The sequence below is a fragment of the Nocardia sp. NPDC049526 genome, assembly GCF_044465765.1.
In the GTDB taxonomy this organism is placed as follows: domain Bacteria; phylum Actinomycetota; class Actinomycetes; order Mycobacteriales; family Mycobacteriaceae; genus Nocardia.
This window is the reverse complement of record NZ_JBITMA010000004.1, coordinates 521,293-537,743: the sequence shown is the minus strand read 5'-3', so window position 1 is coordinate 537,743 and position 16,451 is coordinate 521,293. Positions and strand designations below refer to the sequence as shown.

The following is a 16,451-nucleotide window of genomic DNA, read 5'->3' as shown; positions in this document are numbered from 1 at the left end:
GATGAGTACGGAAGATGGGCGATCGCCCGGGCTGTTCAGTCACGACGCCCTGACAACCGAACAGTCCGTCCAAACCGACGCCGTCGGTCCCGATTTCCGCCCGGTATTCAGCCGAAGTGACGGCAGCGCACCCGGTTCGTATCCCCAGCCGGATCAAGGAAACTGAGCACGCGTAGCGCCGGACTCAGTGCGGCGCTACGCCTACTTCTTCGAACCATGTGATCCGCTGGTAGAACCTGATGCTCCTCCTCCGTGTCTCCGTAATGCCGTGCTGCACCGGCCTTCTCGCCGAATAGCTGGTGCACGGCGAATCCGCGAGTCGCCGAGCCGACAGCATCCACTCCGGCTCCCGGGCCGACCGATGTACCGCGAACGGAGTCATCGCCCAACGACTTCGGTGCCGCGTCCCCCGGACTTCGCTGCCGCCGTCGCGGCCCGGGACAACCGCGCGAACACATCACTCGACGATGGCTGATCGGGTGCGGGTGTGGTGTTTGCGGCATGGTGAGTCGGAGAATGTCGCTGCCGGGGTTGCGGGTGCTGTGCCGTGGTCGGCGTTGACCGTGGTTGGTCGCCGGCAAGCTGTTGATGCGGCCCATAGGTTGGCCGATGAGCCGATTGTTCGGATCTATTCGAGTAGTGCGCTGCGTGCTCGGCAGACTGCCGCTGGGCTGGCATCGCGACGACGGCTCGATGTCGTAGCGATGGATGAATTGGCCGAGGTCGGCATCGGTGAGTTCGACGGGAGCAGGGATCCGGCGATCCTCGGGCTGACCGCGAAAGTGCTGCGCGCGTGGATCGTTGAGGGTGATCTCGAGCAGCGCGTGAGGGATGGCGAGTCGGGGCGGCAGGTGGTTGCCCGGATGACCGGATCGTTCCGGCGGATCGCGGCTGACCATGGTGGCGAGACTGTCGCTGTGGTCGGGCACGTCGCCAGCCTGACCGTGACATTGGCAAGATTGTGCGATCTTCGTGCTCGGGTGTGGGGAACTCCGTTGCCGCACGCCGAGCCGTTTCTCGTGGAATGGAATGGCACGGCTTGGCGGTGCCTATCGTGGCCTGTGCCGCTGCGGCCGTAGTGCCTCGATGCCCGTCGCGACGCGCGGAAAGTCGGCGGCGCGTCCCGACGTCGAAGAGCCCAGGGCGGCCTTCAGGGAGTGTGCATCAGCTGACCGGCGAGCGTGAACAGGCGGCGGCCGAGCCGCATGACAGGCAGACCCAGCGGAATGAGGATCAGCGTCACGCACAGCACTGCGCCGACGAGCCAGACCACGGCCGCGAGGATTCCGACTACCGTGCCGAGCACGGCTGTCACGAGCCCCAACACCACGCCGAGCAGGCCCTTTAGCAATTGCATCATGACCTCCTGCTCCCATTCTGCGCTCTTTCGAGCGAGGTGCCGAGTTCGGGACTGCCGGAATATGTCCAGGCCGCGCTGGGCCGTTTCGTCGGCATTTGCCGCCGATCGACGCGGGAGCGACGGACGAATCAGGCGTGTCCGTCTCGGCCGAATGAGGCGACACGGTGCCTGCACGACCGCGCGATCGGTGCCGGGGATGGCCTGTGCGGTGCCGGCTGTCGCTGATTGTGCAGCTGGTCGGGTGTCGTCGGTCTGCGGGGTCGGCGCGCCGGCACAACGCCTTGTGAAGCGCGCGGGAGCCCACCAGATCCGCCTGGTCCGGCGGCGCGTGCTTAGACTGACGGGGGAGAAGGAAGGACCGTTGATGAAGCGAAATCTGAACTGCCCCTGCGGCGAACAGATCGTCGGGACGGATGAGGACGACCTGGTCGAGAAGACCAAGGCGCATCTGGCCGAGAACCACCCGGGGCACGACTATTCCCGGGACGAAATTCTGTTCATCGCGTACTGATCCACCGCACCCGGCTTTTCGTCACCGGTTATGACAAAAAGCCGGGCGAGGTGGGTTATTTGGGGGAGCCGAGGCGAGCGCCACCGTCCACGCGTACCACCACGCCGGTGGTGAAGGTGTTGTCGGTGAGGAATTCGATGGCCTTGGCGATATCGTCCGCGCTGCCGATCCGGCCGACCGGGGTCTGTGCCGCGATTCCGGCGAACACCTCGGCGCGGGCGTCCGCGGGGAGGAAGCTCCACCATTCGGTGTCGATCACACCAGGGGATACGGCGTTCACACGCACGGGTGCGAGTTCGACCGCGAGCACGGGAACGATGGCTTCGACACCGGCATTGACGGCGGCCAGTGCGGCGGTTGTCGGCATTGCGCCGCCCGCGGATGCAGCGGAGACCAGCGTGATCGACCCGTCCTGCGCGAGATGCGGCAGCGCCGCCTGAATGGTGGCGACGTGCGGCAGCAGTTTGCCGGAGACGTGGGCCTGCAGTTGGTCGAGGCCGAGTTCGCGGAACGGGGTGGTGCCGGACGGTCCGGTCACGGTCACCACCACATGGTCGACCGGCCCGACCTCCGAAAATAGTTGTGCCAGTTCATTTTCGGCGCGCGCATCCACGACCTTGCCGGTGACCTGCGGGCCCAGCTCGGCCAGTGCGGCGGCGAGTCGTTCTTCGTTGCGTCCGGCGATGACGACCTCCGCGCCGTTCGCGGCGAGTCGGCGAGCGGTCGCCAGGCCGATTCCAGAGGTTCCACCAACGATGACGACTTTGTTGTTCACAAGATCCTCCTGAAGTTCGAAACACGATGATTTTCGAACCACCGTGCCTCGTTAATATATTCGAGGCACGGTGTCTTGTAAAGTGACCCGCATGACAGGAACCCGCGGTCGACCCCGCAGTGAGGACGCCAGGCGCGCGATCCTGCATACGGCGCTGGAACTCTGCGAGCGCGACGGCTACCAAGATCTGACCATCAAGGCCATCGCGGACGGGGCGGGCGTCGGGCGGCAGACGGTCTACCGCTGGTGGCCGGACAAGGCCTCGATTCTGATCGAGGCGCTGGTCGGTTTGGCCGAAGAGCATGCGGCACTGCATGTTTCGGACGAATCGGTGGATGTGCTCGTCGCCGTCGAGCGCCTGCTGACGGCCACTTTCGACCTCGCGCAGAAGGTGACGGGTCAGGCGCTGGTCGGTCTGATGGCGGACGCGCAACGCGATCCAGCCCTGTCCGAACGATTGCAGGACACCGTGATCGGCCCGCGACGAGCGACACTGCGCGCACTGCTCCAGCGCGGTGTCGACACTGGAAAACTGACCCCGGTGGTCCCGCTGGATCTCGTCGTCGATTTCGTCTTCGGTGCCATGTGGTACCGGCTGCTCAGTCACCACGCGCCGGTGAATGCCGCGCTGGCGAAGGATGTCACGACCAGCGTCGCGACCATGCTCGCGCCGTGAGATCGCAGACCTGGGCAATGAATGCCTCGCTCGCGAGGATGAGTGCCGGGTCATTCGGGCGGGGGAGGCGGGTTGGTGCGGGTGCGGGAGAAACTGGATTCGTTATGAGTTCTCTTGCTCGGACCGTGTCCTGGTCGTCGAAGCGGCTGCGCGCGTTGCCGTCAGGTGCGGTCGATATCGTGCTCGCCGTCGCGGTCACGGCGGCCAGCGTCGGGCCCGCGATCGTGATGCGTGCGCCGTGGTGGGTGATCGCCTGCTGTGTGCTCGCGTCCGCGCCGGTGCTGTGGCGGCGACGCGCGCCGATTCTCGTATTGCTCGTGGTCGGGCCCGCGATCACGGTGCTGGCCTGTTTGCACGCCATGCCCGCATTGCCGTACGGAACCATCATCTGCGTGTACACGATCGCGGCCTGCAGTCCGACTCGGCCGCGGCGGGTTGCGCTGACCAGCGTGAGCATCGGAATCCGGCATCCGAAGTTACCGGCGCGCAACGGCTTCGGTTCGCAAGCGCGACCGTCCTTCTGATCGTTGCGGTAGGTGCATTCGGCTGGTGGCGCTTGGCGGTTGCACCGGAGCGGGATACCGTGCGCATCGGTCTCCTCGCGGTTTCCCAACCGCCGGAATATGTTCCGGCGAACTCGGCCGATGGTCGCGATATGGTCGCGCGTGCGGTCAGCGAGATCGATCGGCTCGCGGATCAGGGCGCGCAGGTAGTTGTGCTCCCCGAAAAGGCTTGGACCGCAGATGAATCGACGTTGACGGACCTATCTGGTCCGCTTACCGAGGTCGCCACGCGGCGCGGTATCCATGTCGTCGCGGGACTCGTGAAAACCGCCGGCGGAATCAGTGTCAATGCCGCCATCGCCTACCCGTCGGGCGTCGAATACGCCAAGCACCGCTTGATTCCGGGTCTGGAGGACGACCTCGAGCCGGGTAGGGCCTGGCAGCGCATTCCAGGCGAACCTTGGGCGCTGGCAGTGTGTTTCGACCTGGATGGTCCGGACCTGGTGCGCGAGAACCGGAACCGCGGGGAGACCTTACTGCTGGTCCCGGCTTTGGACTTCACCAACGATCGCTGGTTGCACAGCCGTATGGCCATCATGCGCGGCATCGAATCCGGTATCGGCATTGCGCGCGCACCTCAACTCGGCGAACTCGTGGCCAGTGATTCCCGCGGCCATATCCTGGCGTCGGCGCGGACCGATGTCACCGTTACCCGATCGGTGCTCGCCACCATAGCGCTGGACTCGGGCAAAACGGTCTACGCCCGATTCGGCGACTGGTTCGCATGGCTGTCCGTGGCGGTGTTCGCGGCATCATTCATCGGCTCATTCCGGCGGCGATCGCGCCCAGCAGCAGGCTCCAGCGACGGCTGATGACGAACAGCATTCGACGCCCAAAAACACAAGTGTGACCATGCTCACATTTGCCTGAAATCCCGCAGGTGGCAGCGGGCCCGTCACCGGGTCGGCCGGTCCACTGCTTGTTTGCCCAGTTTGGAACCGGGGTACGGGTTAATTCCGTGCCTGTACTCGGAAAAACCGGATCGGGCCGGTCGAACGAATCGAGGCCCGTGACCGGGGCTGGTGAGGAGGCGCAGGTGACGGATCGCGAATCGGAGAAGAAGACGCTACGCCGATCGGTCGCCGCCTCCGCGATGGGCAATGCCACCGAATGGTTCGACTACGGCGTCTACGCCGCGACCGCCACCTATCTCACCGACGCATTCTTCCCGGGCGAACTCGGCACCCTCGGCACCATGCTCGGCTTCGCCATCTCCTTCCTGCTGCGCCCGCTCGGCGGTATGGTCTGGGGACCGCTCGGCGACCGACTCGGCCGAAAGGTCGTGCTGGCCACCACAATTCTGTTGATGGCCGCTGCTACCGGATGCATCGGCCTGATTCCGACCCATGCCCAGATCGGTTGGTTCGCACCGGTTCTGCTCATCGCCCTGCGCGTCGTGCAAGGCTTCTCGACCGGCGGCGAATATGGCGGTGCCGCAACATATCTGGCCGAATGCGCCAACGACCGCAAGCGCGGATTCCTCGGCAGCTTCCTGGAATTCGGCACTCTCGGCGGGTTCGTCGGCGGCTCGGCGGTCGTGCTGCTGTGTCAGCTCATCTTCGGTTCGGATGCGATGCACGACTGGGGTTGGCGCGTGCCGTTCCTGTTCGCGGTGCCGCTCGGCCTGATCGGCTGGTACCTGCGCTCGCATTTGAACGAGTCGCCCGTGTTCACCGAGGTGGCCGACAAACCGCACCCGCCGGGCGGCGTGTGGGAGGTGCTGACCACCTACCACCGCGAAACCCTGACGCTGATCGGCCTGGTGGTCGCCCTGAACGTGGTGAACTACACCCTGCTCACCTATCAACCGACCTACCTGCAGAACACCATCGGCGTCGGCGAATCGACCACCACCGCGATGATGCTGATCGGGCAGTTGGTGATGATGATCGTGCTGCCGTTCTTCGGCAGGTTGTCCGACCGGGTGGGCCGCCGCCCGCTCTGGCTGGTCTCGCTGGTCGGACTCGCGATACTCGCGCTGCCCATGTACTGGCTGATGGGGCAGGGAACCGGTTGGGCCATCACCGGATTCATCGTGCTCGGCCTGCTGTACGTCCCCCAGCTGGCGACGATCAGCTCGACCTTCCCGGCGATCTTCCCGACGCATGTGCGCTATGCGGGGTTCGCCCTCGGCTACAACATCTCGACCGCCGCATTCGGCGGCACCGCACCGCTGGTCAACGAGGCTGCGATCGAATCGACCGGCTGGTCACTGTTCCCAGCCGCGTATATGGTGGGCGCCAGCCTGATCGGACTCGTCGCCTGGTCGTTCCTGCGCGAGACCGCGGGAACCTCGTTGCGCGGCACCGTCGTTCCCGATGCGCAGCAACTGACGCCACCGATCGCGGCACAGACGGTCTGAACCTGGGAATCTGCTGAGCACACACCCATGCGAGTAGTGTCGGCATTGCCGACGGATTGCTGAGTTCGCGCTCCGCGAGTCGGTAACCGTGGGCAGACACCTATCGGATTGGAGACGCTCGTGCAGATTCAGGTCAACACCGGCAGCAATATCCACGGCGGCGCATCGCTGGCCGAGCGCGTGGAATCGACGCTCTCCTCGACACTCGACCGCTTCGGTGAGCAGCTCACCCGACTGGAAGTTCATCTGACCGATCTGAACGCCGATAAAGGCGGTCCGGACGATAAGCAGTGCGTACTGGAGGCCCGGATATCCGGTCAGCCTCCGGTCGCCGTAACTCACCGCGCGGCTACGGTCGAAGAGGCTTATACCGGCGCCGCCGACGCCATGGCCAACCTCCTCGAAAGTCGCTTCGGCCGCCTGCATCACACGAAGGGTGGCGAATCCATCAGGCACTTGCGCGTCGAATAATAGACAGCATCGACCATATTCCCACCGGTGGGAATCGGCTTACGATATCGGCGCAGCAGGTTACCCAGCCGGCCGTGATCGTAACCATTCTCATAGGTAAGTCCACCGCGCACCGAACTTGTTGATACCGAACAGATTAAAAAGCCCACGCCGGCACGGAACTCGTGTGTAATACCGATCGGTAACTGGTGTGTGGGGGCTGATGAGGGTCCGGTGATGCATGTGAATGCCGTCGATATCGCGCCTCGATCGGAGGGTCCGGTCAACCGTCGGCGTACGGGAGCTTTCTGGTTCGGTCTGGTGTTGACGGTGCTCGGCACCGCCCTGCACCTTCCGATGTATCTCATGGCCCGCGACATGGGCTATCGGTTGGCGGGCATGCCCATGGACGGCGCCATGATCACGGGGATGATCTTGATCGTGGTCGGGTTGGGCGTCACCACTTACGGCCTTTTCCCGCAGCGCGCGGTCAACGACACGGTGGCCGGGCTGCGGGTGCGGGCACTCGACGACGCGCCGATCAACCGGGTGCACGTGGTGCTGCTGCTGATCATGGCCGCCGCGATCACCATCGACGTGATGAAGCCGACGACCCTGGCCTTCGTCGTTCCCGGTGTCGGCGCCGAATACCACCTGCGCACCCCGGCGAGCCCGCATCTGGACGCGCTACCGGTGGCGCTGCTGCCGCTGTCCGGTATCACCGGCACGGTGCTGGGGTCGTTCCTGTGGGGTTGGCTCGGTGACCGCATCGGCCGCAAGGCGGCGATCCTGCTGGCCGGAATCTTCTTCGTGGGAACCGCGATCTGCGGCGCCATGCCGAGCTTCGAACTGAATGTGGCGATGTGCTTCATCATGGGCCTGAGCGCGGGCGGGATGCTGCCGATCGCCTTCACGCTGCTCTCGGAGACCATCCCGGCGCGCCACCGCGGTTGGCTGCTGGTGCTGATCGGCGGCGATATCGCGGGGGCCTACGTCATCACCAGCTGGCTGTCCTCGACGATCGGCGAGACCTACGGCTGGCGCAGCATGTGGCTGATCGGCTTGCCCACCGGACTGCTGCTGGTGCTGCTGGTCCGCTGGATTCCGGAGTCGCCGCGGTTCCTGATGGCCATCGGCAGGCACCGCGAGGCCGAAGAGGTGCTGCGCACATACAATGCCGAGGTCATCGAGGTCGAGCAGCCGCAAGCCGCTGCCGAGGATGATCTGCAGGGTGGGTTCGGTCAGCTGCTGCGCCGTCCCTTCGCCGGAATGACCATCGTGCTGGCGCTTTTGGGGCTCGGGGTCGGACTGGTCACCTACGGCTTCCAGCTATGGCTGCCGACGAATCTGCGCAGCCTCGGATTCACCGGTGTCAGCGCCGACAAGATCCTGCGTGACTCCGCGCTGATCGGTTTTCCGCTGAACTTCCTGGTCGCCTACTGCTATCACCGCTCGACCAAATGGACGCTGATCACGCTCAGCACGCTGCTCGCCGTCGCGCTGGGCGGTTTCGTAATCCTCGGTGACCACATCGCCGACAACACCACGCTGCTGTATGCCCTTCTCGTGGTGCCGATCTGGGGTTCCAGCTCGGTGGTCGCGGTCATCGTCGCCTATGGCGCGGAGGTCTACCCGACCCGGATCAGGTCCCGCGGCAGCGGCGTCGCGGCGGCCATGACCAAGGCGGGCGGTGTGCTGGTCATCGCGCTGGTGGTGCTCGCCGTGGCCACGCCATCGATCACCGTGACCGCGCTGATCAGCGCGGCGCCGATCGCGATCGCGGCGGTGGTGGCCGTCGGGTTCATCGTCGAAACCCGGCGCAAGCCATTGGAAGAGATCACCGCCGAGGAGTTGGGCGTCGCGGCGGCGTAGCAAGGACGAGCACTGCTAGGTGAGGTAATGATCGACACTGCAACTGCGTTGGAGCCCGCACTAACCGGCTCGATGCGCGATCGCCTGATAGCGGCCACAGTACAACTCATCTCGACGGAAGGACTCGCCTCGTTGACCGTGCGTCGCGTGGCGCGGATATGCGGGGTCTCGACCATGGCGATCTACTCCAACTTCAGCGGCATGCCGGGCTTGATCCAGGCGGTCGGCTCGGAGGGCTTCGCGCAGTTGGTCGCGCGGCTGGCCGAATGCGAGGTGAGCGACGATCCGATCGCCGAAATCCTGGTGCTCGGCTTCGTCTTCCGGGACGAGGCGGTGCGCAAACCCGAACTGTTCCGGCTGATGTTCGCCACCGAGTCGCCGAAGGCCGAGGTGAAGGTGCACCGCGGCAATGTGCTGGCCGATAGCAGCGATTCCGACTTCGAGAACTTCGCGGAGAGCTTCGATTTCGTGGTGCGCGCGACCCGGCGGGCGCTGGCGGCGAATCTGTTGCACAGCACGAATGAGCGCTCGGCCGCGGCCCAGTTCTGGACCGGGCTGTACGGGTTCATCCAGCTGGATATGGCCGGCCTGTACGGCGACCAGGGGGTGTCGGAGGTGCTATTGCCTTCGATCGTCAACATCCTGATCGGCATGGGCGCCGAACGCGCGACGATCGAGCGGTCGGTAGCGCGTGCCCTCGAGCAGGTCACCGCGCTGACCGGCCCGCACACGTGATCAGCCACGGAGTTTGACCGCGATGCGCTGGGCGCGGGCCATGGCGCGTTCGGCGAAACCATTGCGCTTGGGTAGCAATTCGAGTTGCAGCAGCAGCTCGTTCAGGTCCCAGGTGGCCTTGCTGCGCCAGATGAGTCCGGAGCGGAACTGCCAGATGTCGACCACGAACAGGTCGAATTTCTTGTTGGTGCCTGCGAATCCGGGCGGATCGATCATGCCGAGGTGGGTGCCCGTCATTCGCCACGGCACGATCGCCGCCAGCGCGTCCGAGGTGACGACCGGCTCGAAGACGGTGGTGTAACTGACATCTGGAAATGCCCGCTTGGTGTCGTGGACGAACTTCGCGACCCCGGCCCGGCCGATGATCAGCTCGCCCTCGGACGGGTCCAGCCAGCGGGTGTCCTCGGTGACGCAGGCCGCCACCGCGTCGCCGTCGCCGGTGTTCCAACCGGCGATGTAGCGCTCGACGAACTCGCGCAGCCAGTCGGTGTCCTCGATGGGCTCGGCGGCCGGGTCGAGGGCGAATTCACCAGAGTTCATGGCCGCCACCGTACTTGCATAACAATGTCATGGGTTCGAATAACAATGTAATTCGAACCCATGACATTGTTATTCTTTGAGACCGCTGTGCGGTGTGCCGACCTATAAACAGTGTCAGCCTCGGCGATAACAATGTCATGGCCTGTCCGATAACACTGTAATTTCACTATGTGGACCCCGATCCGGGCTCGTTGCAACAGGTTTCAGCCATTTTGCGCTGCCGACTGAATATCGAAAGTATGCTGCCTACCGTTCAATGCTCAGGGTAGAAATCGAGGACTGCGCAATGTCCGATGCAGCAATCGTCGGTATCGGCTGTCGATTTCCCGGTGGAATCGACGGACCGGGCGCCTTTTGGGATTTTCTGATCCGCAAGGGCGACGGCATCGTCGAGGTGCCGCCGGATCGCTGGAGCCTCGACAAGTTCTACGATCCGGATCCGGACGCGCCCGGCCGGATGTACACCCGCAGTGGCGGATTCCTGACCCAGTCGCTGTGGGAGTTCGACGCCGAATTCTTCGGCATCTCCCAGCGCGAGGCCTCGATCATGGATCCGCAGCAACGGTTGCTGCTCGAGGTCGCGTGGGAGGCACTCGACGATAGCGGAATGGCCGGACGCATCGCGGGTCGCGATATCGGCGTCTTCGTCGGCGGCTTCATGAACGACAATGCGGTGGGCCGCAACGTGGTCCGCTCCGCGATCAACAGCCACACCCCGACGAGCTCGTCGCACACCCTGCTCTCGGCGCGCATCGCCTTTCTGCTCGACCTGCACGGCCCGACCATGACCATCGACACCGCCTGCTCGTCGTCGCTGGTGGCACTGCATCAGGCCGTCCGATCACTGGCGCTCGGCGAATGCAGCTCCGCCATCGTCGGCGGCGCCAATGCGATGCTGCAGCCGGAAACCTTCATCTCCATGTGCAAGGGGCGATTCCTGTCCGTCGACGGTCGCTGCAAATCGTTCGACGCCGCCGCCGACGGCTACGGCCGTGGTGAGGGCGCGGGTGTGGTGATCCTCAAGCCGCTCGAGGCCGCGGTACGCGACGGTGACCGCATCTATGCGGTGGTCCGCGGGAGCGGCGTGAACCAGGACGGCCGCACCTTGGCCATTCCGGTGCCGAATCCCGTCGCACAGGAGGAACTTGCCCGGCGCGTGCACACCAGCGCGGGCATCGCACCGCATGAGATCGGTTACGTCGAGGCGCACGGCACCGGGACACCGGTCGGCGATCCGGCGGAGCTGACGGCCCTCGGCAAGGTGTACGGCGCAATCGACGGCCGGACCGAGCCGCTGCCGGTCGGATCGGTCAAGAACAATATCGGTCACACCGAGGCCGCGGCAGGCGTGGCCGGAGTCATCAAGGCCGCGTTGACCGTTCACCATCGGACGATCGCGCCGCAGGCCCGGCTGGACCAGCTCAATCCCGAGATCCCGTTCGACGAACTGCGGCTGCGGGTGCCGATGGCAGCCGAACCTCTGGTCCGGCCGCTGGTGGCGGTCAACAGCTTCGGCTACGGCGGCACCAACGCGCATGCGCTCATCGGCCCTGCTCCTGCTGCCGTCGAAACTCCTTCCGGCACAACGACAATGCGGCTGCCGATCTTGCCGCTATCGGCGCGCAGCGAACCGGCACTGCGCACGCTCGCCGCAGGGCTGTTGGCTGCGGCCGACACCGAACCGCTCGGCACCCTGACCGAGGCAGCCTGGGTGCGCCGCGCGCATCACCCGTTGCGAGCCGCCTTCCGCTACGGCGATGCCGGCGAATTGCGTTCCCAACTGGCGGAATTCGCCGCCGGTGGTGGTCGACCCCCCACTCGCGCCATCGCGGAAGGCCACACCGATCCGGTATTCGTCTTCAGCGGGATGGGGCCGCAGTGGTGGGCTATGGGCCGCGGCCTGCTCGTGGGCGAAGGCCCGGCCGCCGAACTGGCACGCGAAATCGATAGGGAATTCACCGAACTCGCGGGCTGGTCGATCCTCGCGGAGATGGGCCGCGACGAGGCGGACTCCCGGATCGCGCGCACCGAGATCGCACAACCGGCGAACTTCCTGCTCCAGGCCGCGCTGACGGCGGAACTCGCGGAGTTCGGCATTCGACCCGCCGTCACGATGGGACACAGTGTCGGCGAGGTGACCGCGGCGTACGTATCCGGTGCGCTGTCGCTGACCGAGGCCGTTGCGGTCAGTTATCACCGGTCCCGCTTGCAGGCCACCACGGCGGGGACCGGCGGCATGCTGGCGGTCGGGTTGACCGAGGCCGAGGCGCGCGAACTGCTGTCGGACCTCGACGGCGTGTGCGTGGCCGCGGTGAACAGCCCGTCGGCGCTCACCTTGGCCGGGGACAGTCAGGTACTCGCGGACCTCGGCGAACATCTCACCGCCGACGGCGTTTTCGCCAAGGCGCTGCGTGTCGAAGTCCCGTACCACAGCCATCTGATGGACCCGATCCTCGATGATCTGCGTGCCGCACTGGCGACGATCGCACCGGGGGATCCCACCGTTCCCGCCTACTCGACGGTCACCGGTACGCAAGCGACGCACCAGGATTGGGGTCCGGAGTACTGGGCCCGCAATGTCCGCGATCAGGTCCGGTTCGCGGACGCGGTCGGCGAGTTGCTCGATGCCGGGCATCGGGTCTTCCTGGAAGTCGGCCCGCACCCGGTGCTGGGCGGCAGTATTCGGGAAATCCTGGTGCAGCAAGGCATTACCGGTGCTGCCATCAGCACGCTGACGCGCGGCGGCGATGACAGCGCGAACATACTGACCGCGATCGGCGAGTTGTACCGGGCGGGTTCTTTGGACGGTGACCGCCTGCCCGGCGCGGTCGATCCGGGTGCCGGGCACGTCGACCTGCCGGACTATCCGTGGCAGCGCCGGTTCGTGTGGACCCAGGAGCCGGAAACGGAGCTGGATCGGATCGGCACCCCGAACGGATTCGCGATGCTCGGCGATCGCACCACGTCGGTGGCCACGGAATGGGAAGTCCAACTGTCGGTTTCGAACCTGCCGTGGCTGCGCGATCACGTGGTGGCCGGTGCCGTGGTGCTGCCGGGTGCGGCCTACCTGGACGCCGCTATGAGCGCCATCGCACTACGCACCGGCCGGGATACCTTCGGGCTCGAATCCGTCGAATTCATCAGCCCGCTGGTTGTCGACGAGCACGATGTGCCCGTCGTCCGCATCGGCGTGGAAGAGAGCACCCACCGGTTCACCATCCAGTCCCGGCCCGCAGGTGGTGGGGTATGGGCACTCAATGCACACGGCCGTCTCATCGAGGCGGACACCGACGCCACCACCGTCGACATCGCGCCGGCCGCGCACTCGGCGGAGGTCGCGGTCGAGGAACTCTACGAGAGCATGGCCGAGCACGGACTCCGCTACGGCCCGGCCTTCCGGCTGCTGAATCAGGTCTGGGTCGGCGCGGATAGCGTTGTCGCACACCTCGATTCGTCCGCAACAATCGGGCAGCGGCATCTCGCCCACCCGGCGATAGTTGATTCAGCCCTACAGTGCTTCGCCGCGCTGCACGCGAGAACGGCTGCGACACAGCCGAATTCCGGCACCGATGCCGAGGTGGTCGTGCCTGCCGCGATTGCCGGGATCCGTTGGACCGGACCGATGCCGGTCGATCCGGTCGTGGTCCTCACCCGCGTACCCGGTAATCCGTTGCGCGCCGATATCCGCATCGCGTCCGCGAGCGGCGATGTCGCACTGACCATGTCGGGGGTGCAGTTCCGCGCCCTCACACCGCCGCCGGCGCTCTCCGAGCAACTCGACGGGCTGTTCTACGAGCCGGTGTGGGAGATCGTGAGGGACTCCGCGGAACCGGCGATGCAAGACCTGCCCGGTGACGAGGAGTTCCTGCTCGTCGTCAACCTCGGCGCGGAAATCTCCCAGCGGGCCAAGGAAATCGCCAATGCGCGGATCCGGGCCGAAGTGGTGACGGTGGGCGAGCATGCCTCGGCGGCCGACAGTGAACAACTGCTCGACCTGCTGCGTGTCGCTCATTCCCGGCCCGAGGTCGAGCGCCTGCGGCTCGTTGTCGTAGCCGGGTCCGAACTCGACGGCATGCGCAATGTGTACGGGCTCGCACAGGTCGCCCAGGCGATCAAGGCCCTGCTGTCCGACGAGCTGCCCCTCGTAATCCACGCCGTCGTGGTCACCGAACATGGGTTGTGCCTGCCGATCGACCGGTTCGCCCGGCTCGAGCATTCGGTACTGAGCGGGGCGCGTCGCGAACTGCTCAACGAACTTCCCGCCGGACAGTGGCGGCTGGTGGATACCGAACCCGCCTCCGCGGCGGCGGACATCCTCGAGCAGATCTACACCGACACCACCATCGACGAGGTGGCGCTGCGGGCGAGCGCGCGCTGGACGATCCGCTGGCGGCAGACCCTCACCGACCGGCTGGCCGGATGGGATGTGCCACGGCCGCTCACCGATCCCGAACAGTCCTTCCGGCTCGATATCCCACGCTCGCGACTGCTGCCGGAACTCGCACTGCGCACCTGCGATCGGGTCGCGCCGGAACCGGACGAGGTCGAGATCCGAATGCAGGCGGTCGGCCTGAACTACAAGGACACCCTCAAGGTGCTGGGCGTGCTCACCGAAAAAGAGCTGGAGGGGACATTTTTCGGCACCGATATCGGCATGGACGGCTATGGCGTCGTGACCAGGGTCGGCAGCAATATCACCGATATCGCACCGGGAGACGAGATTTCGGTCGTGGCACCGGGAATCGTGCAGCGCTACGTGACGATCCGGCCGGACACCGGTGCGACCACCCGGATGGACATTTTCCCGCCCGGCACCTTCGATCCGCTGCACTGCACCTCGGTAATGCCGCTGTTCACCGCAGAAATCGCGCTCGGCGAACTGGCTCGGGTGCAGCCGGGCGAAACGGTGCTGATCCACGGCGCGGCGGGCGGCATGGGCATGGCCGCCGTCCAGGTCGCGCTGCGGATGGGGGCACGAGTGATCGCCACCGCCGGTACCGAGGAGCGGCGCGCCCAGGTGCGGGCGCTCGGCGCGCACGAGGTGCTCGGTTCCCGGTCGATCGGCTTCGTCGACGAGGTGCTGCGCTTGACCGACGGTGCGGGCGTCGATGTCGTCTACAGTTCCGCGCCCGGCGAGATCTTGCAGCAGAACTTCCGGGTCGCGGGCGAATTCGGCCGCATCGTGGATATCGGCAAGGCCGACATCTACGGCTCGGGCACCATCGACCTGCGCCCATTCGACCGAAATCTGGCATTCTTCGCCGTCGATATCGACCGCATCCTGGCCCGGCGACCCGAGCAGGTCCGCCGGGCGGCCCGGCGTGTAGTGGACGCGATGTTCCACGGCGAGTACACCGCGTTGCCGAACACGCCGTTCGCACTCGACCAGCTGACCGCGGCATTCGAAACGGTGGCGCGCTCCGCCCAGATCGGCCGGGTCGTGCTCGATCTGCGCGAAGAACATCCGGCGGTGCGCCACATCCCGCGCGAATTCGAATTCGACCCCACCGCAAGCTATCTGGTGACCGGCGGCTTCGGAGCCTTCGGTCTGGCCACCGCACGTCAGCTGGTGCGCGCCGGAGTGCGTCACCTGGTGCTCGTCGGTCGCAGTGGCGCATCCACCGATGCGGCGCGAGAACAGTTGGCGCGGTTCGCGAACGAGGGTGTCGACGTGCGCGAGGAACGCGTCGATGTCGCCGACTACGACGCGGTCGCCGATCTCGTCGCGTGCATCCAGGCCGGCCGTGCACCGCTGCGCGGTGTCATCCATGCCGCGGGTGTGGTCAACAACACCGAGATTCCCGAGGTCACCGCCGAATCGCTGCGCGAGATCTTCGATCCGAAGGTGATCGGCGCGACCAATCTCGATCGGGCCACCACCGCCGCGGACGTCGAGCTCGACCTGTTCGTGCTCTACTCCTCGGCTAGCGGCATCGCCGGGCTCTCGCCCCAATTGGGTTATGCGTCAGCCAATTCCGCGCTCGACGCACTCGCCTGGGCCCGGCGTGCACAGGGCAGGCCCGCACTGTCGGTGGACTGGGGATTCATGCGCGGGGACGGCGGTATGGCCGACTCCCGGGCGGTATCCCGTTATGCCGAGATGACCGGATACGGCTCGCTGGATATGGATTTCGCGACCCTGCTGCTGCGGGAATGTCTGCGTTTCGACATCACCCAGCTGGCCCTGCTCGATATCGACTGGGCGCAATGGGCACTCGCGCATCGCTCGTCGGCGCGCGCGCCACGGTTCGTCGAATTGGTCACCGCCGCGGGCGGTGGGGCGGCGGGCACGAGCGCGCTGCGCGCCGAAATCCTGGCGCTGGACCCGGAATTCCGCGGCGAGGTCGTCGCCTGCCTGCTCGCCGAACAACTCGCGGTCGTTCTCGGCGTCGACGCGGAGACCGTGGATCTGGCGACTCCGACCATGGAATTGGGGCTGGATTCGCTGATGGCCATGGAATTCGGTGCACGCGTCGTGAAAAGCCTCGGCGTCAAGATGTCGGTCCTCTCGATCGGGGCCGGACTCTCGCTGGCGGGCCTCGGCGTCAAGATCGCCGCTCAGATCGCGCACGAAGAAGCAAGTACCGGAACGACAGCAGCGTGAGGA

General features: G+C 65.8%; 13 protein-coding genes. 10 read left to right on the top strand and 3 right to left on the bottom strand.

Features of this window, described 5'->3' with window-relative positions:
- Positions 1-467: 467 nt before the first annotated feature.
- Entirely contained in the window at positions 468-1,079 is a 612-nt protein-coding gene (locus ACIBW7_RS16020; protein ID WP_397046967.1) for a histidine phosphatase family protein, read from the top strand.
- 71 nt (positions 1,080-1,150) lie between these two features.
- On the opposite strand, the gene ACIBW7_RS16015 is transcribed toward ACIBW7_RS16020, so the two are convergent.
- On the bottom strand, positions 1,151-1,357 hold the full coding sequence (locus tag ACIBW7_RS16015; protein WP_063046497.1) for a hypothetical protein: 207 nt from the start codon (positions 1,355-1,357) through the stop codon (positions 1,151-1,153).
- Positions 1,358-1,724: 367 nt separating this feature from the next.
- On the opposite strand from ACIBW7_RS16015, the gene ACIBW7_RS16010 reads away from it, so the two are divergent.
- Positions 1,725-1,871, top strand: coding sequence for a DUF1059 domain-containing protein (locus ACIBW7_RS16010; protein ID WP_063721623.1), 147 nt, complete (start codon positions 1,725-1,727; stop codon positions 1,869-1,871).
- Positions 1,872-1,926: 55 nt separating this feature from the next.
- On the opposite strand, the gene ACIBW7_RS16005 is transcribed toward ACIBW7_RS16010, so the two are convergent.
- A complete protein-coding gene (locus ACIBW7_RS16005; protein ID WP_397046966.1) occupies positions 1,927-2,646 on the bottom strand; it encodes an SDR family oxidoreductase in 720 nt (239 codons plus the stop codon).
- A 91-nt stretch (positions 2,647-2,737) separates the two neighbouring features.
- Between ACIBW7_RS16005 and ACIBW7_RS16000 the strand changes: the two genes are divergently transcribed.
- The 7 genes from ACIBW7_RS16000 (at position 2,738) to ACIBW7_RS15970 (ending at position 9,304) form a co-directional block, all read left to right on the top strand.
- Positions 2,738-3,322 (top strand): TetR/AcrR family transcriptional regulator, encoded by a 585-nt coding sequence (locus tag ACIBW7_RS16000; protein WP_397046965.1) that lies wholly within the window; start codon positions 2,738-2,740, stop codon positions 3,320-3,322.
- 104 nt (positions 3,323-3,426) lie between these two features.
- Positions 3,427-3,846, top strand: coding sequence for a hypothetical protein (locus ACIBW7_RS15995; protein WP_397046964.1), 420 nt, complete (start codon positions 3,427-3,429; stop codon positions 3,844-3,846).
- Positions 3,847-3,878: 32 nt separating this feature from the next.
- Positions 3,879-4,697 carry a nitrilase-related carbon-nitrogen hydrolase gene (locus ACIBW7_RS15990; RefSeq protein ID WP_397046963.1) on the top strand — a complete coding sequence of 273 codons (819 nt, stop codon included), beginning with the start codon at positions 3,879-3,881 and terminating at the stop codon, positions 4,695-4,697.
- Between the two features lie 281 nt (positions 4,698-4,978).
- The gene (locus ACIBW7_RS15985) at positions 4,979-6,247 is read left to right on the top strand and encodes an MFS transporter (RefSeq protein ID WP_397047090.1); all 1,269 of its coding nucleotides are present in this window, start codon (positions 4,979-4,981) and stop codon (positions 6,245-6,247) included.
- 120 nt (positions 6,248-6,367) lie between these two features.
- Positions 6,368-6,718 carry an HPF/RaiA family ribosome-associated protein gene (locus tag ACIBW7_RS15980; protein ID WP_357477603.1) on the top strand — a complete coding sequence of 117 codons (351 nt, stop codon included), beginning with the start codon at positions 6,368-6,370 and terminating at the stop codon, positions 6,716-6,718.
- Between the two features lie 216 nt (positions 6,719-6,934).
- Positions 6,935-8,569 (top strand): MFS transporter, encoded by a 1,635-nt coding sequence (locus ACIBW7_RS15975; RefSeq protein ID WP_397047089.1) that lies wholly within the window; start codon positions 6,935-6,937, stop codon positions 8,567-8,569.
- Between the two features lie 27 nt (positions 8,570-8,596).
- Positions 8,597-9,304 (top strand): TetR/AcrR family transcriptional regulator, encoded by a 708-nt coding sequence (locus ACIBW7_RS15970; protein WP_397046962.1) that lies wholly within the window; start codon positions 8,597-8,599, stop codon positions 9,302-9,304.
- Here ACIBW7_RS15970 and ACIBW7_RS15965 read toward each other — a convergent pair whose 3' ends face one another.
- A complete protein-coding gene (locus tag ACIBW7_RS15965) occupies positions 9,305-9,844 on the bottom strand; it encodes an ester cyclase (RefSeq protein WP_397046961.1) in 540 nt (179 codons plus the stop codon). It abuts the gene before it with no gap.
- A 286-nt stretch (positions 9,845-10,130) separates the two neighbouring features.
- On the opposite strand from ACIBW7_RS15965, the gene ACIBW7_RS15960 reads away from it, so the two are divergent.
- On the top strand, positions 10,131-16,448 hold the full coding sequence (locus ACIBW7_RS15960) for an SDR family NAD(P)-dependent oxidoreductase (protein WP_397046960.1): 6,318 nt from the start codon (positions 10,131-10,133) through the stop codon (positions 16,446-16,448).
- Positions 16,449-16,451 lie beyond the last annotated feature (3 nt).